Here is a 21879-nt window from a genome sequence, read left to right as displayed (position 1 = left end):
ATCTTTATATCTTTCGCTTTTCAACGAAGCAATCTCTCTGTCAGTGTCGCTCCGTATTTGCGAGTGCAAAAGTAAAACTTTATTTTTTAATGACCAAATGTTTTTGAAGAAAATTTTAAAGTTTTTTAGGTAACCTTAATCCTTCTCAAAACCTCAATCTCTATACTCCTGCGCTCCCTCTAATTGGGACTGCAAAGATACAAACTCTTTTTAAACTGGCAACTTTTTTTACAAAAAGTTTTAAAGTTTTTTTCGTCCGTCTCTTTTTGGAAGTAATATCGTTTCTGCCCATCTAAAGGCTCTTCTGCGCTACTGAATGTCTTTCGTTTTTCAGTGGGGCAAAGATAGTAACTTCATACAACGCAAAACAAGTTTATTTAACATAAATTTTACTGTTTTGTAATATTTGCTGCTAAAGAACTGGGTAGCAGGGTGAAAAATTGTAAACATTTATTTGGAATGGAAGGAAGGAGTTGGAATGTGGGAGGGTTTGAGGGTTTGAGGGTGAGAGAGCGTGAGAAGGGAGGGATTCGAGATTCGAGATGCGGGATACGGGGAGCGAAGTGCAAGGATGAGTGGTTTCGGGATGATTGCAATATACTATATATAATAAAGGGATAAGTTAGGCGAAAGCTCGTTCCTATTGAATGGTTTTTATTTTTTACCGCGGATGACACAGATTGACACGGATCATGATGGATATTTTATATATGAACTTGTTTTCATTGGGCCAAATTATTACTTATTACTTATTACTTATTACTTATTACTTATTACTTATTACTTATATCCTACCCTCCTTCCCTAGCCCTGATAGGAATGGTTACCCCACAGCATGGGTTGGAGAGTGGGTGGGACTGAGCGTTGGAGTGCACGGGCGCGAGGAGTATGAATGGATAGCAGGAAATAGCTCCTGAAAAAATTGGAGAGTTGAGTGTGAGTGGGTAAGAGAGTTTTAGAGAAGGGAAGGGAAGCACAAAGAGACATAATCTGAAATACGGATATATTGTCTAGAAGGGATAAAAAACATTCCGTAAGAATCCTTATAATAAGTAACTCCTACGGAATGGGGATAAAACGAAGTTATATTTTAGTTCAGAACGTATGATGTTCCGTCTCTTCCGTCTTTTAATTCGATACCTTCTGCAAGCAGTTTATCTCTGATTTGATCTGAAAGTTCAAAGTTTTTGGATTTTCTTGCCTGGTTTCTCAATTCGATCAAAACTTTTAGGGTCTGATCCAGCTTTTCATTGTTATTTTCTTCTACGGTCTGGAGTCCAAGAACATCAAAGATAAAGGCATTGAGTGTAGTTTTCAAATCTTCAAGATCATCTGTTGAGATTGTTTCCTTACCATCATTCAAAGCAAAGATGTATTTCACTGCTTCAAACAGGTGAGCAATCAGGATTGGCGAATTGAAATCGTCTGTTAACGCTTCATATGCTTTATTTTTCCATTCTTTTAGGCTGAAACCGGATTGTTTGGTGTCATCAGCGGTAATAGAATTCAATACTTTCACTGCTTCCATTAATCTGATGAATCCTTTTTCACTCGCTATCATGGCATCATTTGAAATATCCAGAACGCTTCTGTAGTGTGCCTGCAGGAAGCAGAAACGTACAATTGAAGGATGGAAAGGTTTTTCAAAGAAGTCATTATCTCCTGTAACCAACTGCATCGGAAGGATATAGTTCCCTGTAGATTTGCTCATACGCTGAGAATTCATCGTCAGCATATTGGCGTGCATCCAATAATTTACCGGAGCTGCATCGTTGCAGGCTTTCCCTTGTGCAATCTCACATTCGTGGTGAGGAAACTTAAGATCCATTCCTCCTCCATGGATATCGAATGTCTCACCAAGATATTTTGTGCTCATTGCAGTACATTCAAGATGCCATCCCGGGAAACCTTCTCCCCAAGGGGAATTCCATCTCATGATATGAGCTGGGGATGCTTTTTTCCACAATGCAAAATCCTGTGGGTTTTTCTTTTCACCCTGTCCGTCAAGGTCTCTGGTATTGGCGAAAAGCTCTTCTATGTTACGTTTTGAAAGCTCACCATAATTCAGCCCTCTTTTGTTGTACTCCAAAACATCAAAATACACTGAACCGTTGCTTTCGTAAGCAAATCCTCTTTCAATTAGTTTTTGAGTTAACTCGATCTGCTCTACAATATGTCCTGTAGCAGTAGGTTCGATGTTTGGAGGAAGTAAGTTGAACATATCCAAGACTTTGTGGAAGTCTACGGTGTATTTCTGTACAATTTCCATAGGCTCCAGTTTTTCAAGTCTGGTCTGTTTTACGAATCTGTCGTTATCAACATTTCCATCATCGGTAAGGTGACCTGCATCAGTAATATTTCTTACATATCTTACTTTATATCCCAAATGCATCAGGGTACGGTAGATAAAATCGAAAGACAGGAAAGTTCTTACATTGCCTAAATGTACATTGCTGTACACAGTAGGTCCGCAGACGTACATTCCGACGTTTCCTTCTAAGATAGGTTTGAATATTTCTTTTTCTGCTGTAAGCGAGTTATATATTTTTAATTGCATTTATTTTTAAGTTAAAAGATTTAATGATTTTAAAGATTCAAAATTGAGTTAAAAATTACTTTTGTCACAACAAATAATTGTCGTGATAAAGATCTTATCTGAAACTTTTTTAAATTTTATCATAATTAAATCGCTTTTAAATGATGCTGCAGATGATCTACGTAATCATCGATAATAAACTCCAATGTATAGATCCGTGGTTCTGATTTGGTCGTATCACAGGTTCTCTGTAATGCTTCGTCAGGGATATTTTCTACGATATGAACAATCTGATAGTTCAAAGATTTCCACAGGTCAATAAGATCTGAAGTAGGAACATTCTGATAGTTCTGAGCTTTTACCCAAAAATTCTGATCATATACAATATTTTCGTTCTCTTTATATTGTGTCACAACAAATCTACGGATATTTGTAAAAGCACTGTCACAAAGATGGCCAATAATTTCTTTTTTGGACCATTTTTCTGAAGAACTTCTATATGACCATTCTTCTTCAGTGATATTTTGAAATCTCTGAAGCTCGGCATCGATAATATTTCTAAGAATCTGGTAGTTCATTGTTTATTAATCCAGTTTTGCATGGCTTCCTACGTAGTGTAAGAACTCCTGTCTTGTAATAGGGTTTGTTCTGAAAATACCACTCAATTCTGCAGTAATGGTAGAACTTGCCGTATCTTTTATTCCTCTGCAGTTTACACAAAGGTGTTTTGCATCAATGATACATGCCACATCTTTCGTTCCCAAAGCTTCTTTCAAAGCATCTACAATTTGCATGGTAAGTCTTTCCTGAACCTGTGGCCTTTTCGCGTAGTAATCTACAATTCTGTTAATTTTTGAAAGACCGATTACTTCTCCATTGGAAATATAAGCAACATGCGCTCTTCCTATGATGGGTAAAAAGTGGTGTTCACAGAAAGAATATACGGTGATATCCTTTTCTACCAACATCTGGCGGTATTTGTATTTGTTGGAGAAAGTGGAGATTCCTGGTTTGTTTTCAGGAAGAAGTCCTCCGAAGATCTCGTTCACATACATTTTGGCAACACGTCTTGGAGAGTCTTTCAGAGAATCATCTGTCATATCCATTCCCAGCGTTTCCATGATCTCGCCAAAAAGCTCAGTAATTTTTTCAATTTTTTCCTGTGGCGATTTATCAAAAGCATCTTCCCTTATAGGCGTATGTTCTTTTCCAGTGAAAATATCATCGTCGTTATCAGTAAAATCAACCATTTTTATTTAATTTGCAGCAAAAATACGGATAATATCTTTTTCTCTATTTCAAATAAGATGAAAAACATTATCTTTTATAGCCATTTCTGATAAAAAAACATATGATTATTGTCGAAGAAGTACAAAACCATCTCCATAAAAGGGAATTTCTGGAATTCCCGGCCCGCCTTTATGAACACGACAAAAATTATATCCGCCCTTTAGATAAACATATTGAGGAAATTTTTGATCCTGCCAAGAATAAATTCTTTAAAAACGGAGAATGTAAGAGGTTTCTGTTTAAAAAGAATGGCAGCACCGTTGGGAAAGTAGCTGTTTTTGTAAACAGCTGTTATGAGCAAAAGCAGCCTACGGGAGGAATGGGTTTTTTCGACTGTATTAATGATCAGGAAACGGCTAATTTTATTTTTGATCATTGTAAAAACTGGCTTCAGGAAAAAGGAATTGAGGCGATGGATGGACCTATCAATTTGGGGGAACGGGATAAATTCTGGGGTCTGCTGATTGAAGGTTTCATAGAACCTTTGTTTGGGATGAATTATAACTTCCCTTATTACAAAGATCTTTTTGAGAATTATGGGTTTCAGATTTATTTTGAGCAGCTATGTTTTACCAGACCTGTTTTTGCAGAAGTTTCGAGGATCTTTACCATTGCACATGAAAAGAACAGAAGAAACCCTGCGATCTCAGCCCAACCTATGAAAAAGCATAATCTGCCGAAGTTTGCAAAGGATTTTACAGAGATTTATAATAAAGCATGGGCATCTCATGGAGAAGGAAAGCATCTGGAAGAAGCAAAAGTTCTGAAGATGTTCAACACCATGAAACCTATCATCAACGAGCATATCTCCTGGTTTGTATACGAAAACGGAAAACCGATTGCGATGTGGATCAATATTCCTGATCTCAACCAGTGGTTTAAATACCTGAACGGGAAATTCGGGATTTTTCAAAAGCTCAAGTTTTTGTTGTTAAAACGTTTTAAGAAGAATGAAAAAATGGTGGGTCTCGTTTTCGGTGTTGTCCCGGAATGGCAAAAGAAAGGTATTGACGGGTATATGATCTGGGAAGGAACTCAACATTTAAGAAAACATACGGATTTTACAATTACGGAACTTCAGTGGATTGGTGATTTTAATCCTAAAATGATTAAGATTGCAGAAGCTCTTGAAACTACGGTTACCCGAAAGTTGGCTACTTATCGATATTTATTTGACAGGAGTAAGGAGTTTGAGAGACATACTGGTCTTTAGAGTAAGGATGACGGAAGATGGAAGTGGGAGGTTTATTTTTAAGGGAGGAAAGATGGAATCAACAAAGTTGATTCTTTCTAAGCGGGTGTATAGCCTACGGCTTTATTTATTTTATCTTTTAAATTAATTCTGTATCAGATTTCAAAAAATAAAAACCCTGCTTTTTACAGCAGGGTTCCTTCATTTTGGTACTTTTATTAGAATAGCTCACCAGCTACTTTTTTAATATTATCACTCTTACCCATTGAGTAGAAGTGCAGAACAGGAACTCCGAAATCCAACAATTCTTTGCATTGAGCAATAGACCATTCTATTCCGATCTGTTTTACCGCTTCATTATTTTTTGCATTTTCCACCTCATTGATCAGTTCTTCTGGAAGATCTATTTTGAATACCTGTGGCAGGATTTTCAAGTGTTTCTTAGTGGCAATAGGTTTGATTCCCGGAATAATTGGAACCGTTATTCCCATTTCTCTTGCTTTCTGAACGAATTCAATATACTTTTTATTGTCAAAAAACATCTGCGTAACGATATAATCTGCTCCGGCATCTACTTTTTGTTTCAGCCATTTAAGGTCATAGTTCATGGAAGGGGCTTCCATGTGTTTTTCCGGATAGCCGGCAACTCCGATGCAGAATTTATTGAGTTCATCACTGACCTGTTCTTCGTTATGAAGATATTTTCCCCTTCCCAGATCATTAATCTGGTTGACAAGATCCATTGCACTGGCGTGTCCTCCCTGAGTAGGTTCAAAATACTGATGTCCTTTCATGGCGTCACCTCTTAAGGCCATTACATTGTCTATCCCAAGATACATACAGTCTACCAGCAGATATTCTGTTTCTTCTTTTGTAAAACCTCCGCAAAGAAGATGTGGTACTGTATCAACATTGTATTTATGCTGGATGGCAGCACAAATCCCCAGTGTTCCGGGGCGCATTCTTGTAATACGACGCTCCATCAAACCATTTCCTTTGTCCAGATAAATGTATTCTTCTCTGGATGTGGTCACATCAATGAAAGGAGGTTTGAACTCCATCAACGGATCTATATTGGTATAAAGGTCTTCAATACCTATTCCCTTTTGTGGCGGAACAACTTCTAAGGAGAATAAAGTTTTTCCATTTGCGTTTTTAATGTGTTCTGTTATCTTCATGTCAATGTTAATCTGCTAAATTGGGTGACAACCATTTTTTCGCTTCCTGGATGCTACAACCTCTTCTTGCTGCATAATCTTCAAGCTGGTCTTCTGTTATTTTTCCTAATCCGAAATATTTGGCATGCGGGCTTCCGAAATAATATCCGGAAACAGATGCTGTAGGGAACATGGCAAGGCTTTCTGTAAGGAAAACGCCTGTATTTTCTTCTACTTTTAATAGATCCCAGATGGTTTTCTTTTCCAAATGATCAGGGCAAGCCGGATAACCTGGGGCGGGACGAATTCCTTTATATTTTTCGGCAATCAATTCTTCATTGCTTAAGTTTTCCTGATTGGCATATCCCCAATATTCTGTTCTTACTTTTTTGTGCAAAAATTCTGCATAAGCTTCTGCAAAACGGTCTGCAAGAGCTTTTACCATGATGGAATTATAATCATCATTGGCTTTTTCGTATTCCGTGGACAGTTCATCGGTACCAAATCCGGTGGTTACACAGAATGCACCTACATAATCGGTTTTTCCAGAGCTTTGAGGAGCAATAAAATCACTTAGTGCCAGATAATCTTTGCCTTTTGATCTCTGAGCCTGCTGTCTTAGAGTTAAAAATTTTGCCTGCTCATTATTATTTTCATCAAAAATTAAAATATCATCGGATTCATTGGAATTGGCCTTAAAGATTCCGAAGATGGCTTTTGCGGTTAACAGTTTCTCATCCAGAATTCTATTCAAAATAACCTGAGCATCTTTGAACAGTTCTTTTGCCTGAACTCCTACAACCTCATCTTCTAAGATATTCGGGTATTTTCCATGAAGATCCCAGCTTCTGAAAAATGGAGACCAGTCGATGAAAGGAAGAAGTTCTCTTAAATCCTGATTCTCGATTACTTTTATCCCAAGATTATTCGGTGTGAAAATTTCTTCATTTTCCCAGTCAATTTTAAAATGATTTTCCCTTGCTTCTTTAATGGAAACATAATCTTTATCCACCTGTCTGTTCAGAAACTTTTCTCTGAAATCAGAGTAGTCGTTCTTTAAATCCGAAACATATTCTTTATTTCTGTCACCCAGCAATGAGCTTACAACGTTTACCGCTCTTGAAGCATCATTCACATGAACGACGGCATTTTTATATTTTAAATCGATTTTCACTGCGGTATGTGCTTTTGAAGTTGTAGCACCACCGATTAATAATGGAAAATCTAAATTTTGTCTTTCTAATTCTGAAGCGATATACACCATTTCATCCAAACTTGGAGTAATCAGTCCGCTTAAACCAATAACATCTACTTTTTCTTCAATGGCAGTCTGGATAATCTTTTCGGCAGGAACCATTACTCCAAGGTCAACAATTTCATAGTTGTTACAACCTAAAACAACACTCACAATGTTTTTGCCGATATCATGAACATCTCCTTTTACCGTTGCCATTAAGATTTTTCCGTTAGCAGGTTTTGTTCCGTCTTTTTCTGCTTCAATGAAAGGCTGTAAATAAGCTACTGCCTTTTTCATTACCCTTGCGGATTTTACAACCTGTGGAAGGAACATTTTACCGCTTCCGAATAAATCTCCTACGACTCCCATTCCGGTCATCAGATTAACTTCGATAACATGTAGCGGTCTTTCTGCCAATTGTCTTGCTTCTTCTACATCTTCTTCAATAAAACGGTCTATTCCTTTTACCAAAGCATGGGTAATTCTTTCCTGCAATGGATTGTTTCTCCATTCTAAGTCTTCAGTTTTTTCTTTCTTAACTGATTTATGCTTTTCGGAATAGTCGAGAAGTCTTTCTGTAGCATCTTCTCTTTTATCCAGGATGACATCTTCTACAAGCTCCAGTAATTCTTTATTGATCTCGTCATACACTTCCAGCATTGCCGGATTCACGATACCGATGTTCATTCCTGCCTGAATCGCATGGTACAGGAATACAGAGTGCATGGCTTCTCTCACCGTATCATTTCCACGGAAAGAGAAAGAAACATTACTCACTCCTCCACTCACGGATGCGTAAGGAAGGTTTTGTCTTACCCAGCGTGTCGCTTCAATAAAATCGATGGCATTTCTTCTGTGCTCATCCATTCCAGTTGCTACCGGAAAGATATTTAAGTCGAAAATGATATCTTCTGCGGGGAAGCCAATCTGGTTCACCAAAATATCATAGGAACGTTTTGAAATTTCAATTCTTCGTTCAAAACTGTCTGCCTGTCCTACCTCATCAAATGCCATTACAATGACAGCTGCACCATACCTTTTGATGGCCTTGGCATGTTTGATAAATTCTTCCTCGCCTTCTTTTAAGCTGATGGAATTCACGACACATTTTCCCTGAGCTACCTGAAGACCTGCTTCAAGGATCTCCCATTTGGAAGAATCTACCATAATCGGGATTCTTGCAATATCCGGTTCAGAGGCAATTAAGTTCAGGAATTTGATCATCGATGCTTTTCCATCGATCAACCCATCATCAAAGTTAACATCCAGAATCTGGGCACCTCCTTCTACCTGATGGCGGGCAATATCTAAGGCTTCAGAGAATTTCTCCTCTTTAATCAGTCTTAAAAACTTTTTGGATCCGGCAACATTTGTTCTTTCACCAACGTTGATGAAATTACTTTCCGGGGTTATGATAAGAGGCTCGAGGCCTGATAATCTTAAATACTTCATTTTATTCTTCTAAAATATAGTAGGCATTATTGGCATTCTGCTTCAATAAATCCCTATGCTTACTTAAAGCTGTAATCAGCGGAAATCTTTTGTATGCTAAACCATGTTCTTTAGCAAATTTTTCAATCTCCTCTGTAATTTCATTATAATACATATAACTGTAATTGGGAAACAGATGGTGAGCAACGTGAAAATTGAAATTTCCCAACACATTTCTTACAAACCAGTTATTTTCTTTGAGATCATTGGTTACTTCCAGCTGGTGGCGAAGCCAGCTAAACGGCAGGCCATTCTCTTTATTTAATTTTGGAAAAGCATTATCAGGAAGCGGATGCAAAGGCAGTAAAACAAACAATGCAAAAATACTTGCTGATATCACCTGTAAAAACCACGCTCCTAAAGCCAATCCTATTGATACTTTAAAGAACACTACAGGAACCACAATCTGATAAAAGAAATAGAACAGCTTATAGCTTATCATTTTTACTTTTTCAATGGTGGGTATCTTTCCCTGGGTTTTTAAAATCACCCTTTCTTTATCAAAAAAGTCTCTGAAGTCTCTTATAAACATCCAATTGAACAAATACAACGGATAGACTAAAAAGAAAAACTTGTCCTGATACTTCTGTACTCCTTTCGCTTTAATCCACGGTACAATTAAAAGCAGTCCGCTCTGTTCGATATCCGTATCCCATCCATCTACGTTCGGATAGGCGTGATGGCTTGCGATATGTCTTTTTTTCCAGATATATGAATTGGCGCCTACAAAATCAAAAATGTGAAGAACCAGCCCGTTTAATCTTTTACTCTTATAAATGTTATTATGGGCCGCTTCGTGGATTAAGTTTAAATAAATTAAAACCAGAGAGATTCCCATTAAAACAAAACTCAGAATATAGATCCAATGCTTTTCGGCATTAAGAACAGCGAGAAAATATAAACCAATATAGACCAATGGCAGGATGACTGCTTTGATCTGAATGTAGATATCTCTGTTTTCAGAAATGGCTTCTACTCTTTGGTTCACTTTCTTTCTCAGCTCATTAAATAATCTGACATCCTCGGAATCTTTTAAGTAAATTGGCTTTTCCATATTTATAACTTTGTGGTTTACTTAAAGTTAATATTAATATTTCAGCCTTTATTCTTGATTTTAATTAAAAAAATCTATCAAATCATACAAATTTCTTCAATTTCCTTGGCTCATATTTTTCTACCAGATCAGCAATCGCTTTAATATGTTCAGGCGTTGTACCACAGCATCCTCCTATAATATTGATTAATCCTTTCTCTACATATTCTTTGATCTGCCTTGCCATATCTTCCGGAGTTTCGTCATATTTTCCAAAAGCATTCGGTAAACCGGCATTCGGATATGCTGAAACATAGAATTCTGAATTATGAGCCAGTGTTTCAAGATAAGGAGTCAGCTGATCTGCTCCCAATGCACAGTTGAAACCTACACTTAATAAATTCAGGTGGGAAACTGAGATCAGAAAAGCTTCTGCGGTCTGTCCGCTCAAAGTTCTTCCGGAGGCATCGGTAATGGTCCCTGAAACCATGATCGGGATCTCAATTCCTCTTTCGTCCTGCAGTTCATCAATAGCGAATAAAGCAGCTTTTGCATTCAAAGTATCAAAGATGGTTTCTACCAGAAGGATGTCTGAACCCCCATCCAACAAAGCTTCACACTGCTGTTTGTAAGCTACTCTCAATTCTTCAAAAGTGATGGCTCTGTATCCCGGATCATTCACATCAGGGCTTAAACTTGCTGTTCTGTTTGTAGGTCCGATAGATCCTGCTACAAATCTCGGTTTGTCTGGATTTTTCGCAGTATACTCATCACAGGCTTTTCTGGCAATTTTTGCTGACTCATAGTTCAGGTCGTATACCAGATCTTCCATGTGGTAATCTGCCATCGCAATGGTAGTTCCTGAAAATGTATTGGTTTCAATAATATCAGCTCCGGCTTCCAGATATTTCTTATGAACTTCTTCAATCGCCTGTGGCTGTGTCAGAGAAAGCAGGTCATTATTTCCTTTTACCGGATGTTCCCAGTCTTTAAAACGCTCTCCACGGTAGTCTTCTTCTTCGAATTTGTATCTCTGAAGCATGGTACCCATCGCTCCGTCAAGAATTAAAATTCTTTCGGATAAAGCTTTATATAATTGTTCTGAATTTTTCATTTTAATCTATTTTGGCTAAAACCAGTTGCTATTTGAATTAATCCAAAGCTTGTTTTAAATCTGCAATGATATCCTCTACATTTTCCAATCCTACTGAGCAACGTACCAGTCCTGCAGTAATCCCTACTTCATTTCTTTCTTCGTCTGATAATTTGGAATGCGTTGTAGAAGCCGGATGCGTAACGATCGTTCTTGTATCACCTAGATTAGCAGACAATGAACACATTTGTATCTTATCTAAAAAGTTTCTTCCTCCTTCTATTCCCCCTTTTATTTCAAACGCCACAATATTTCCTCCGAGTTTCATCTGCTTTTTGGCGACTTCATAACTAGGATGGGATTTCAGGAATGGATATTTTACCAGTTCAACATTTGGATGACTTTCTAAAAACTCAGCTACCTTCAAGGCATTCTCACAGTGTTTTTCTACACGGATCGCCAATGTTTCTAAACTTTTTGATAATACCCAGGCATTAAAAGGAGACAATGCAGGACCTGTATTTCTTGCGAAAAGATAAATTTCTCTGATCAGGTCTTCTTTTCCTACTGCGATTCCTCCTAAAACTCTCCCCTGTCCGTCAATCAGTTTCGTTGCTGAGTGTACCACAATATCTGCACCATATTTGATAGGCTGCTGAAGGTAAGGTGTTGCAAAACAATTATCTACAATAAATATAAGATTATGCTTTTTGGCGATCTGACCGAAAAACTCAAGATCGAGAATTTCAATAGCGGGATTGGTAGGAGTTTCAAGATATAAGATCTTTGTATTAGGTTTGATGTATTGCTCCACATTCGCGGCATCTTCTGCTTTGAAATAAGAGGTTTCAATATTCCATTTCGGGAAATATTTGGTAAACAAAGTGTGGGTAGACCCGAATACTGACTGGCAGCTCACAATATGATCTCCAGCGTTTAGCAATGCTGCAAATGTAGAATAGATGGCTGCCATTCCTGTTGCAAAGGCATATCCTGTTTCTGCACCTTCCATTTTAGCGATCTTATCTGTAAATTCTGTTACATTAGGATTGGAAAAACGGCTGTATAAATTTTTAGGTTTTTCTTCTGCAAAGCTTGCTCTCATATCCTCCGCATCCTGAAATATAAAACTGGAGGTAAGATAGAGCGGCGTAGAATGCTCATCAAACTGAGTTCTTTCCGTCTGGGTTCTTATTGCTGATGTTTCAAAATTTTCCATATAGTTTTAATTAATTTACCAAAATAGCAGTCTAACAATGTACCAATTAAAATCTTCGCTTTGCTCAGAATAACGACACCAATTATTGGTAAACTGGTACATTATTAGATTGTTACATTAAATATTATTTTGTTTCACTTACTCTTAAAATATCTCCGAATACTCCTCTTGCGGTTACCTTTGCACCAGCTCCGGCTCCCATAATCACGATTGGATTTTCTCCATAGCTTTCTGTGTAGATTTCAAAGATGGAGTCTGAACCTTTCAGTTGTCCCAATGCTGAAGTTGCAGGAACAGAAACCAGTTTTACATCCAGTTCACCTTTATCTTTCTGTAAATCTCCGTGCAGATCACCTACATATCTCAATACATGTCCAGGTTCCTGGTTTTCTTTTATTTTCTGGTATTCTTCGTCAAGCTCCTCTAGTCTTGAAAGGAATTCTGATTTTGAAACTTCAAGTAAATTTTCAGGAACCAGATTTTGAATGCTGATATCATCAAATTCATTGATTAAGTCTAATTCTCTTGCCAGAATCAATAATTTTCTTGCTACATCATTTCCTGAAAGGTCTTCTCTTGGATCCGGTTCGGTGTATCCTTTTTCCAAAGCTTCATTGATGATGGTTGAAAATTTATCACCTCTTAAAGAAAAATTGTTGAAAACATAGCTCAGTGTTCCTGAGAATACCCCTTTGATTCTTGTGATATTTTCTCCTGAAAGGTGTAATAACTTGATGGTGTCAATTAACGGTAAACCAGCTCCTACATTGGTTTCATACAAATACCGTCTGTTGTTTTTATTCAACGTATATCTTAGTTTTCTGTATTCTTCAATCGGAAGGGTATTGAAAATTTTGTTGGAAGAAACCAGATCAAACCCGTTTTCTGCCAAAGCGTGATAGTTTTTAACAAAATCCTTGCTTGCAGTGTTATCCACAACAATCAGGTTCTCCAGTTGATTTTCATTAGAGAAATTAATCAGTTCTTCCACGTTTGACGGATGCTCTGCTGTTAAAACCTCATCATTCCAATGGGCATCAAATCCTTTTTTGTTGAAGGCAATTTTCTTTGAATTGGCTACCGCAACGACTTTAAGGTCTATTTTCTTACGTTTTTTAATCTCTTCTGCAGATTCAAGTACTTGTTCTATCAAGGTTTTCCCTACGTTTCCATGGCCAATAATGGCCAGATGAACGGTCTTTGGCTTTTTGAAAATTTCAGATTCTATGATGTTTCTTGTTTTTTCATCCTGTGAAGACGTCACTACGATATTGACTCTGTTTTCTCCTGCTACCTGGTTCAAAAGCAATGGAAAAACATTGTTTCTGGCAAGTTCTGCAAAAACTTTATTGAAATCTTCTGCAACAAAACCAATCACAGAAACATTATTGATACTATATATTTGGGAAACTTTTCCTGACTTTCTTTCTGCTTCGAATTCATCAATAAGACAAGCCACTGCTTTCTCTGCATCATTTTCATGCACCAGAATAGAAATTCCGTTCTCTACAGCCTGCTGAGAGATTACGCCTACACTGATACGCGCTAAAGTAAGCGCTTTAAAAATTCGTCCGTCAATACCGATTTCTCCCAGGAAATCTTCTCCTTCAAATTTGACGATTGATCTGTTCTTCAAAAATTTTATTTCGTTAGCATTTTTCATTACTTCTATAAAATGTTTTTAATGATATTATTTAATTGTTGATATTCCATTAGGAAGGCATCATGGCCGTGTATAGATTGGATCTCGTGATAAGACACATCCTTATTTTTCTCTTTTAAGTTTTCAAAGCACATTCGGATTTCAGAAGCCGGGAAGAATAAGTCTGTATCTACGGAGATCATGTGCATTCGTGCCTGTATGTTCTCCAGTGCTGTATCAGCAGCATTTATATTCATCAAGAGATGATTCATCAGTTTGTAACTCTTTAAACTAAACCTTTCGTTTAGTGCGTTACCATGATAAACCAGCCAGTCTTCTGATTCCAGGCGTTGTTTGGCCTGGTTATATTGGTTTTGAAATCTGTCATTGAGCGACTGCGGTGTTCTGTAGCACAACATGGCATGAATTCTCGCTTTCTGTAATGGTTCTTCTTTATCATTTAATAAAAATTTCTGAACCAGACACTGTGCATGAAGCCAGTCGTGTGTTCTGTAATCACAGGCTATGGGAATAAATATTTCTGCAAGATCCGGCTGCTTGGAAAGCATTTCCCAGGCAATTCCTCCTCCCAGAGAGCCTCCTATAATGGCATATAAGTTTTTGATATGTAACGCTTCAAGTCCTTTCAAAAATATCGCTGCGATATCTGAAGGAGTAAAGTCTTCATAATCTTCAATTAAAAAATCGTCATATCCGTTTCCTGGTATGTTGAAGCACAGAACGGTATATTGATCAGTATCAACAATCTGATTTTTTCCCACCAGCTGTTTCCACCAGCCTTTTTCTCCGGATACGTTTGAATTTCCGGTAAGAGCATGGTTGATTAAGATAACTGGGGCTGTAAACAGATCTTTCCCAAAGAGCTGATAGCTCAACGGGATATGGTATTCCTTTTGGGAATAAGTTTGATACGTAAGATTAATATAGTTTAGTTCTGTTTTCAATTCTATTAAATTTTAATACAATTGAAAATGCCACAGGAAATGGCTGAAAAGAACTTCAGTGAGTTATCTGTCCAAAATACTTTGGTAGAACGTAGCACCTTCTTTGCTTGCGCAAAGGGTTGCTAAGGTTTCATAGGGTCTAATCCCTCAACCTTTCTTGATAACATTTTCAATATTTGAATGAACGAATGGTGCAAAGGTAGTTCTTTTCTTTTAATTTCAAAAAAAAATTATTTTAATATTTAAAAAAGCCCTTAAATACAAGTATTCCAAGAGTATATTAATAATTATTCAGATGAAAAAAATTGGAATTACTTCTCAAAAAAACTAACTTCGTATGGAAAAGTGATGAGATATGACCGCCGAAAAAGATAGATTACAAGATACCAAATGGAAAAACTGGGGACCTTATGTAAGCAACCGGCAGTGGGGAAATGTACGCGAAGATTATAGCCCGAACGGGAATGCCTGGAATTTTACCAACCATAATAATGCAGAAAGCTATGCCTACCGATGGGGAGAAGAAGGTATTGCCGGAATTTCTGATATAAAGCAGCTTTTGTGTTTTGCTTTTTCATTCTGGAACAAGAAAGACAAAATGGTAAAGGAACGATTCTTTGGGTTGAGCAATCCTCAGGGAAATCATGGGGAAGACATCAAAGAAATCTTTTATTATCTGGATAATACACCTACTCATAGCTATATGAAAATGGTGTATAAATATCCGATCAATGAATTTCCTTACGATGACCTTGTTGCAGAAAACGGAAGACGCAGTAAAAAGGAACCGGAATATGAAATTTTCGATACCGGAATTTTCGATAATGATGAATATTTTGATATTTTCATTGAATATTGCAAGGCTGATCACAATGATATTCTTGCCAGAGTAACGGTCTGTAACCGAAGCCAGCATGAAGCACCTATTGTGGTGGCACCTACAGCATGGTTCAGAAATAACTGGAAATGGGGATACAACACCTATAAGGCAGAGCTTAATGCTTCTCATGACGGAAGTATCAATATTGGACACGACAGTATCTCCATTAAAAAACTTTATTCCCGAAATACCAATGCACAAAGCGTATTTTGTGATAATGAAACCAATAATTCTAAGCTTTATGGAGTTCCTGCAGGTGAAAATACATATTTCAAAGATGGTATCAATCATTTTATTACCCACCAGGCAAATACGATTAATCCCGCAAAGAAAGGAACAAAAGCTTCTTTTCTGATTGATGAGCTTATTGGTGCCGGAGAATCCAAAGTTTTTGAATTCAGATTATGCCCGGCTGAAGCTGATGAGCCTTTTGAAAAGTTTGATGAAATATTCAATACGCGACAGGCTGAAGCTGAAGAATTTTATAAAGAAATTCAAAATGATACCGTTAACGAAGATGAAAGAAATGTTCAGAGACAGGCTTTTGCAGGACTTCTCTGGAATAAGCAGTTCTATCATTACAATATTGGAAAATGGCTGAAAGGTGATCCCAACTTTGAAGCCCCAAGAAATTTCAACGAATATGTAAGAAATACGGAATGGAATCATCTCCATAATAAGGATATTATTTCTATGCCCGATAAATGGGAGTATCCATGGTATGCCACATGGGATCTGGCATTTCACTGTGTTCCGTTTTCCATCATTGATGCGGAATTTGCCAAGGGACAACTTTTGCTCCTTACTAAGGAATGGTACATGCATCCTAATGGACAGCTTCCAGCCTATGAATGGAATATGAGTGACGTTAACCCGCCGGTACACGCCTGGTCATGCTTCCGTGTTTTCAAAATTGATGAAAAAGCTAACGGAAAACCGGATTTATTATTTTTAGAGAAAGTTTTCCAGAAACTGCTTCTTAATTTCACCTGGTGGGTGAACCGAAAGGATAAAAACGGAAAAAATATCTTTGGTGGAGGGTTTCTTGGTCTCGATAATATCGGAGCTTTTGACCGGAATATGGAACTAAAGGACGGACAGCATCTTGAACAGGCAGACGGAACAAGCTGGATGGCCATGTATGCATTGAATATGATGCGTATAGCAATGGAGCTTGCCCAGTATTATCAGGTATATGAAGATATGGCCATCAAGTTTTTTGAGCATTATCTTTATATCGCTGAAGCTATGGAAAACCTGGGCGAAGGAACGAAAGGGCTTTGGAACGAAGAAGACGGATTCTTCTATGATGTCCTACAGCTAGGAAATGGAGACAGTGTTTCTTTAAAATTAAGAAGTATTGTGGGTTTGATTCCTATGTTTGCTGTTGAGATTGTTGACCACCGCTTACTGGAAAAGATGCCGAATTTCAGAACCCGAATGGAGTGGATCTTAAAGAACAAGCCGGAGTTGACCAAACTGGTTTCTCACTGGGATGAGGAAGGACAAGGCCGAAAACACCTTATGAGTATCCTCCGCAAAAACAGACTGACAAAGGTTCTGACCAGAATGCTTGATGAAAATGAATTCCTGAGTTCTTACGGAATCCGCGCCATGTCTAAGGTATATGAGGAAAATCCTTTTGTCTTCTCTGTACATGGGTCTGAAAATATAGTCTACTATACACCTGCAGAAAGTGACAGCCGTATGTTTGGCGGAAACAGTAACTGGCGCGGTCCAATTTGGTTTCCAATCAATTTTCTGATTGTGGAAAGTCTTCAGCGTTTCCATTATTACTATGGAAACAGTCTGAAAGTAGAATTCCCAACAGGAAGTGGTGATAAAAGAAATCTTGATGAAGTGGCTCAAAATATAAGTAAAAGGCTTTGCTCTCTATTTTTAAAGGATGAACATGGACAAAGAGCTTTCAACGGAGGTAATCCAAAGTTCAATTATGATGAACACTTCAGAGATTATATTACATTTTTTGAATATTTTCATGGAGATAATGGCCGTGGTGTGGGTGCTTCCCACCAAACAGGATGGACAGCTACAGTGGCAAAACTGATAAAACCAAGACTCACCTTTTAATAAGCAATGAGGAATTGGTAATGAGTAATATAAAAGCCGGATGTTTCATCCGGCTTTTTACTATTTTATGTAAGAGATTAAATTTTTTCTCCGTTCACATACACTTCGTATCCGATTTCTACATTCGGTTCTAACGTTTTTGATACAGAGCAGTATTTTTCAAAAGAAAGTTCTGCAGCCTTTAATGCTTTTTTAGGATCAATTTCTCCTTCCAAAAGGAACTTAACGTTAATCGATTTAAAAGGTTTTGCATCTTCTACCTGCACTCTTTCGCCTTCTACTTCTGCCTGAAAGCTTTTAATTTCCTGACGTTGCTTCTTCAGAATAGACACCACATCAATTCCGCTGCAGCCTGCTACAGCCATCAGTACACTTTCCATTGGGGAAACTCCTTTGGCTCCCGGCTGGGAAGTATTATCTAAAAGGATAGAATTTCCTTGTGAGTTTGTACATTCAAATAAAAAATCGTCGTTTATTCTGTTGAGTGTAATTTTCATTGTATGGGTTTATATTTCAGATTTCTTTTTATATTCTTATTCAAATATAAAAAACTTTATGGAGTAAACCTCAGGCTAAGACATGATATCAACCATAGCCTGAAAAAGATTATCCGGATTTTCTGCAATGCGGTTACACATGTACAGATACCATTCATCACCATACACAATATACTGTCTGCACGGGTAACCTTCTTTATAGATTTCATTCAACAGATCTTCCTGTATTCCCAGTAACATTTCAAATTCATATTTAGATTTTGGAATATCATATTGTTCAATGAGCTCTTTAACTCTATTCTGAACGATATTATGATGGGTAGCAACAGAACATTTCCTGTTTTTAAGGAAAAGAGTTTCAATATATTTAATATATAAATCGTCTAAATGTTTTCCTCTCTCTACAGCATGTCCCGGAGGAACAGCAAAAGCACCTTTTACAATTCTTATTTTCCCTTGTGTTTCATTCAATATCCGTTCAAGGTCTTTTGGAGTACGGTTTAAATATGCCTGCAGGGTAATTCCAACATTTGGAAAATCAGGCGATATTTTACAAAAGGTATTAATAATATCATCAGTTCTATCAATACCCTCTGCACTAATCACTATTTCAATATCTTTTTTGTAAGCTGATTCTGCTAATGACATTAAATTATTATAAGCAAGATCATTATCAATTGCAAGACCAATATGTGATAAATCCAAAGAAATGATAGAATTGATATTCTCTTCTTTCACTTTATTAATCAAATCAAAAAAATGTTGAGTTACTGATTCTGATTCTTCCACGGAACGGGTACTTTCTCCCATAAACTCTAGTGAAGTTGGAAGTCCTTTATCATTAATTCTTTTAGCAGTGGCAATAGCTTCTTCCATTTTTTCGCCTCCTATATATCTTTTAGCTGCTTTCAGTAAGAGTTTAAAGAGCTCAGGATTGTTAAGAATATATTCTTTTGCACCTTCATTTAAGGCAGCTATTTTCAACAGCGCACCTGCCTTTTCTTTTAGTTCCATTTTATTTTTTGATTTGTATTTAAAATATTTTATAAAATTCCTCTCGCTTTTATCTCCAGATATTTATTGATAACATCGATATTCAAATTTTCCGGAAGGGTATATACGGTATAAATTCCGTATTTACGAAGTTCCTGGATGATCAGTTTCTTTTCAAATTCAAATTTTTCAGCAATAATTTCATCATAAATTTCCTGCATATTTTCAGGATTTTTGTTGATCAACGTCTGCAGTTCTGAATTTTTGAAGAATACCACTACCAGCAAGTGATTTTTGGCAATTCCGCGAAGATATTTCAACTGTCGGTTCAATCCGTCAAGAGTTTCAAAATTGGTAAAAAGCAGAATTAAGCTTCTTTGATTGATGGAATATTTTACATCCTGATACAAACGGTTGAAATCACTCTCGAAGAAATCGGTTTTAATATTATAAAGCGCTTCAGAGATTTTCTTCAACTGTCCGGATTTATTATCGGCAGCAATTTTATTTTCAGCTTTCTTGGAAAAAGTCATCATTCCCGCTCTGTCTCCTTTTCTTAAAATAATATGAGAAAGTGCCATGGTTGCATTGATGGAATAATCCAGTAAACTTAATCCATTGAACGGCATTTTCATGGTTCTTCCTTTATCGATCAACATAAAAATACGCTGTGATTTTTCATCCTGAAACTGGTTTACCATGAGTCTGTTGGTCTTGGAAGTTGCTTTCCAGTTGATCGTTCTGATATCATCTCCGGGAACATATTCTTTGATCTGCTCAAACTCCATGGTGTGTCCCAGCTTTCTGACTTTCTTGATTCCACCCAATAAAAATTCACTCTGAATAGCCATCAGCTCATATTTTCGGAGATGAATAAAAGAGGGATAGGCAGGAAGCATAGCATCTTTCTGGAAAATAAATCTTTTTGAGATGAATCCCAAAGGTGATGATGCATACACATTCAGTCCTCCGAAATGATATTCTCCCCTTTCTTTAGGCTCTAATGTGTATTGAAAAAATGTATTGCCTCCAGAAGCGATCTGCTTTTCAATCAGAAAATCTCTCTTTTGAAATTGAAACGGAATTTCGTCAATAATTTTAGTGGCTATAGTGAAGCTGTAATTATTTTTAATATCGATTTTTACAAAATTCTCATCTCCGTTGGACAATTTTTCAGGCAAAATTCTCTGAACCTGTAAGGCATTCTTTTGATTAAACAGCAACAGAAAATCTACCATTGCTGCAAGAAAACAGATCAACAGTGCAAGATGGGCTCCCCACATCATCACCGGAAAGAAAAATGCAAGGACATACAGGATCCCCACTGCGATGAGTGTAAAAAAGAAACGTGTATTGATGTATAAGTTTTTCATTGGTTAGGCGGCAAGTTGCAGATGAAAGGTTTTAGGAATGATGATCCAAGCCCCTCTTTCTACTACCCTATCTCGGTATTTCTATTCCTTCTAAAATCTGGCGGATAATTTCATCTGCGCTAAGACCTTCCATTTCTCTTTCGGGAGAAACGATTACTCTGTGCCTTAAAACAGCATAGCTTGCCTCTTTAATATCTTCAGGGGTTACAAAATCTCTTCCTCTTAGTGCAGCAAACGCTTTGGAAGCTGTCAGAAGTGCGAGTGAAGCTCTTGGAGAAGCCCCCAGATATAAGAACTGATTTTCTCTGGTATTGATGATAATCTTAGCAATATATTCCATCAGCTGTGCTTCCACAATGATTTCTTTTACCAGATGCTGATAGTTTTTCAACTGCTCTGCACTGATGACACGATTGATTCCTTCTGTTTTATCTTCTTTTTTACTTTCGTGCTGATTTTTAATGATCGCAATTTCCTGTTCAAGATTAGGATATCCTACATTGATTTTGAATAGAAAACGGTCCAGCTGAGCTTCCGGAAGCCGGTACGTTCCCTCATGTTCAATAGGGTTTTGTGTAGCGATAACAAGGAAAGGTTCACCCATCGCATACCGTGTACCGTCCATCGTGATCTGCCTTTCTTCCATTACTTCAAATAGGGCAGACTGCGTTTTTGCCGGCGATCTGTTGATCTCATCAATCAGTATGAAATTGGAAAAGATAGGTCCTTTTTTAAATTCAAATTCTGAGTTTTTCACGTTGAATACAGAAGTTCCCAAAATATCGGAAGGCATCAGATCCGGAGTAAACTGAATTCTGCTAAATCCTACATCAATGGTTCTGGCTAATAATTTTGCCGTGATTGTTTTTGCTACTCCCGGAACTCCTTCAATAAGCACGTGTCCGTTTGAAAGTAATGCAGCCAAAAGATGTTCAATCATTTTTTCCTGTCCTACAATTACTTTTCCGATCTCAGATTTTACTTTCTCTAAACTCGCACGAAGTTCAATCATATCAATTCTCGACTGAAATTGCTCTTCCTGTTTGTTAAGATTGATAGCGCTTTGGTTTTCTATATTCGGGTTATCAAAGTTTTCCATAATAATTTTAATTTGCTAGTTTAACAATGACTATCTACAATTATATGTGTTCTAACGAACAGACATTTTAGCATTGAAAAACTGTTATATG

Annotated in this window: 16 protein-coding genes and 1 riboswitch; of the genes, 2 read left to right on the top strand and 14 right to left on the bottom strand. The window is 37.2% G+C overall.

Annotated elements, in window-relative coordinates:
* Positions 1–1090 precede the first annotated feature (1090 nt).
* The 3 genes from cysS to folE all read right to left on the bottom strand — a co-directional run bounded on the left by cysS (position 1091) and on the right by folE (position 3786).
* Positions 1091–2557, bottom strand: a complete 1467-nt coding sequence (cysS, locus tag A1704_RS12320) for a cysteine--tRNA ligase (RefSeq protein ID WP_062673722.1) — start codon at positions 2555–2557, stop codon at positions 1091–1093.
* Between the two features lie 125 nt (positions 2558–2682).
* Complete coding sequence (locus A1704_RS12315) at positions 2683–3114, bottom strand: DinB family protein (protein ID WP_062673720.1); 432 nt, start codon at positions 3112–3114, stop codon at positions 2683–2685.
* 6 nt (positions 3115–3120) lie between these two features.
* Positions 3121–3786, bottom strand: a complete 666-nt coding sequence (folE, locus tag A1704_RS12310) for a GTP cyclohydrolase I FolE (protein ID WP_034694807.1) — start codon at positions 3784–3786, stop codon at positions 3121–3123.
* Between the two features lie 101 nt (positions 3787–3887).
* Here folE and A1704_RS12305 point away from each other — a divergent pair, with 101 nt between their 5' ends.
* Positions 3888–5039 carry a hypothetical protein gene (locus A1704_RS12305; RefSeq protein WP_062673718.1) on the top strand — a complete coding sequence of 384 codons (1152 nt, stop codon included), beginning with the start codon at positions 3888–3890 and terminating at the stop codon, positions 5037–5039.
* A 197-nt stretch (positions 5040–5236) separates the two neighbouring features.
* Here A1704_RS12305 and metF read toward each other — a convergent pair whose 3' ends face one another.
* The 7 genes from metF to A1704_RS12270 form a co-directional block, all read right to left on the bottom strand.
* Positions 5237–6196 carry a methylenetetrahydrofolate reductase [NAD(P)H] gene (gene metF / locus A1704_RS12300; RefSeq protein WP_047422460.1) on the bottom strand — a complete coding sequence of 320 codons (960 nt, stop codon included), beginning with the start codon at positions 6194–6196 and terminating at the stop codon, positions 5237–5239.
* A gap of 7 nt (positions 6197–6203) precedes the next feature.
* Positions 6204–8864 carry a methionine synthase gene (gene metH, locus A1704_RS12295; protein ID WP_062673715.1) on the bottom strand — a complete coding sequence of 887 codons (2661 nt, stop codon included), beginning with the start codon at positions 8862–8864 and terminating at the stop codon, positions 6204–6206.
* A 1-nt stretch (position 8865) separates the two neighbouring features.
* Complete coding sequence (locus A1704_RS12290; protein WP_062673713.1) at positions 8866–9957, bottom strand: fatty acid desaturase family protein; 1092 nt, start codon at positions 9955–9957, stop codon at positions 8866–8868.
* Positions 9958–10039: 82 nt separating this feature from the next.
* Positions 10040–11050 (bottom strand): homocysteine S-methyltransferase family protein, encoded by a 1011-nt coding sequence (locus tag A1704_RS12285; RefSeq protein ID WP_062673710.1) that lies wholly within the window; start codon positions 11048–11050, stop codon positions 10040–10042.
* A 37-nt stretch (positions 11051–11087) separates the two neighbouring features.
* Positions 11088–12248 carry an O-succinylhomoserine sulfhydrylase gene (locus A1704_RS12280; RefSeq protein ID WP_062673708.1) on the bottom strand — a complete coding sequence of 387 codons (1161 nt, stop codon included), beginning with the start codon at positions 12246–12248 and terminating at the stop codon, positions 11088–11090.
* Positions 12249–12372: 124 nt separating this feature from the next.
* A complete protein-coding gene (locus A1704_RS12275; RefSeq protein WP_062673706.1) occupies positions 12373–13911 on the bottom strand; it encodes an ACT domain-containing protein in 1539 nt (512 codons plus the stop codon).
* 5 nt (positions 13912–13916) lie between these two features.
* Entirely contained in the window at positions 13917–14855 is a 939-nt protein-coding gene (locus A1704_RS12270) for an alpha/beta fold hydrolase (protein WP_062673704.1), read from the bottom strand.
* A 60-nt stretch (positions 14856–14915) separates the two neighbouring features.
* Positions 14916–15022, bottom strand: a riboswitch (SAM riboswitch).
* A 188-nt stretch (positions 15023–15210) separates the two neighbouring features.
* Between A1704_RS12270 and A1704_RS12265 the strand changes: the two genes are divergently transcribed.
* Complete coding sequence (locus A1704_RS12265; RefSeq protein WP_062673702.1) at positions 15211–17826, top strand: MGH1-like glycoside hydrolase domain-containing protein; 2616 nt, start codon at positions 15211–15213, stop codon at positions 17824–17826.
* Between the two features lie 77 nt (positions 17827–17903).
* Here A1704_RS12265 and A1704_RS12260 read toward each other — a convergent pair whose 3' ends face one another.
* From A1704_RS12260 to A1704_RS12245, 4 genes are all read right to left on the bottom strand, one after another.
* Positions 17904–18323: an OsmC family protein gene (locus tag A1704_RS12260; protein WP_062673700.1), complete on the bottom strand. Its 420-nt coding sequence runs from the start codon at positions 18321–18323 to the stop codon at positions 17904–17906.
* Between the two features lie 75 nt (positions 18324–18398).
* Complete coding sequence (locus A1704_RS12255) at positions 18399–19337, bottom strand: proline dehydrogenase family protein (RefSeq protein ID WP_062673699.1); 939 nt, start codon at positions 19335–19337, stop codon at positions 18399–18401.
* 29 nt (positions 19338–19366) lie between these two features.
* Positions 19367–20689, bottom strand: coding sequence for a DUF58 domain-containing protein (locus A1704_RS12250; protein ID WP_062673696.1), 1323 nt, complete (start codon positions 20687–20689; stop codon positions 19367–19369).
* 67 nt (positions 20690–20756) lie between these two features.
* Positions 20757–21788: an AAA family ATPase gene (locus A1704_RS12245; RefSeq protein ID WP_082798773.1), complete on the bottom strand. Its 1032-nt coding sequence runs from the start codon at positions 21786–21788 to the stop codon at positions 20757–20759.
* Positions 21789–21879: the final 91 nt, after the last annotated feature.

Source organism: Chryseobacterium cucumeris (assembly GCF_001593385.1).
In the GTDB taxonomy this organism is placed as follows: domain Bacteria; phylum Bacteroidota; class Bacteroidia; order Flavobacteriales; family Weeksellaceae; genus Chryseobacterium; species Chryseobacterium cucumeris.
The sequence above is the reverse complement of the archived record's forward strand: the minus strand, read 5'-3'. Positions and strand labels throughout refer to the sequence as shown.

Coding starts and splice junctions, on each gene's coding strand:
- A1704_RS12315 (WP_062673720.1), bottom strand. CDS start 3,114: ATGAACTACCAGATTCTTAGAAATATTATCGATGCCGAGCTTCAGAGA.
- A1704_RS12260 (WP_062673700.1), bottom strand. CDS start 18,323: ATGAAAATTACACTCAACAGAATAAACGACGATTTTTTATTTGAATGT.
- folE (WP_034694807.1), bottom strand. CDS start 3,786: ATGGTTGATTTTACTGATAACGACGATGATATTTTCACTGGAAAAGAA.
- A1704_RS12285 (WP_062673710.1), bottom strand. CDS start 11,050: ATGAAAAATTCAGAACAATTATATAAAGCTTTATCCGAAAGAATTTTA.
- A1704_RS12250 (WP_062673696.1), bottom strand. CDS start 20,689: ATGAAAAACTTATACATCAATACACGTTTCTTTTTTACACTCATCGCA.
- A1704_RS12265 (WP_062673702.1), top strand. CDS start 15,211: ATGACCGCCGAAAAAGATAGATTACAAGATACCAAATGGAAAAACTGG.
- A1704_RS12280 (WP_062673708.1), bottom strand. CDS start 12,248: ATGGAAAATTTTGAAACATCAGCAATAAGAACCCAGACGGAAAGAACT.
- A1704_RS12255 (WP_062673699.1), bottom strand. CDS start 19,337: ATGGAACTAAAAGAAAAGGCAGGTGCGCTGTTGAAAATAGCTGCCTTA.
- A1704_RS12305 (WP_062673718.1), top strand. CDS start 3,888: ATGATTATTGTCGAAGAAGTACAAAACCATCTCCATAAAAGGGAATTT.
- cysS (WP_062673722.1), bottom strand. CDS start 2,557: ATGCAATTAAAAATATATAACTCGCTTACAGCAGAAAAAGAAATATTC.
- A1704_RS12275 (WP_062673706.1), bottom strand. CDS start 13,911: ATGAAAAATGCTAACGAAATAAAATTTTTGAAGAACAGATCAATCGTC.
- A1704_RS12290 (WP_062673713.1), bottom strand. CDS start 9,957: ATGGAAAAGCCAATTTACTTAAAAGATTCCGAGGATGTCAGATTATTT.
- A1704_RS12245 (WP_082798773.1), bottom strand. CDS start 21,788: ATGGAAAACTTTGATAACCCGAATATAGAAAACCAAAGCGCTATCAAT.
- metH (WP_062673715.1), bottom strand. CDS start 8,864: ATGAAGTATTTAAGATTATCAGGCCTCGAGCCTCTTATCATAACCCCG.
- metF (WP_047422460.1), bottom strand. CDS start 6,196: ATGAAGATAACAGAACACATTAAAAACGCAAATGGAAAAACTTTATTC.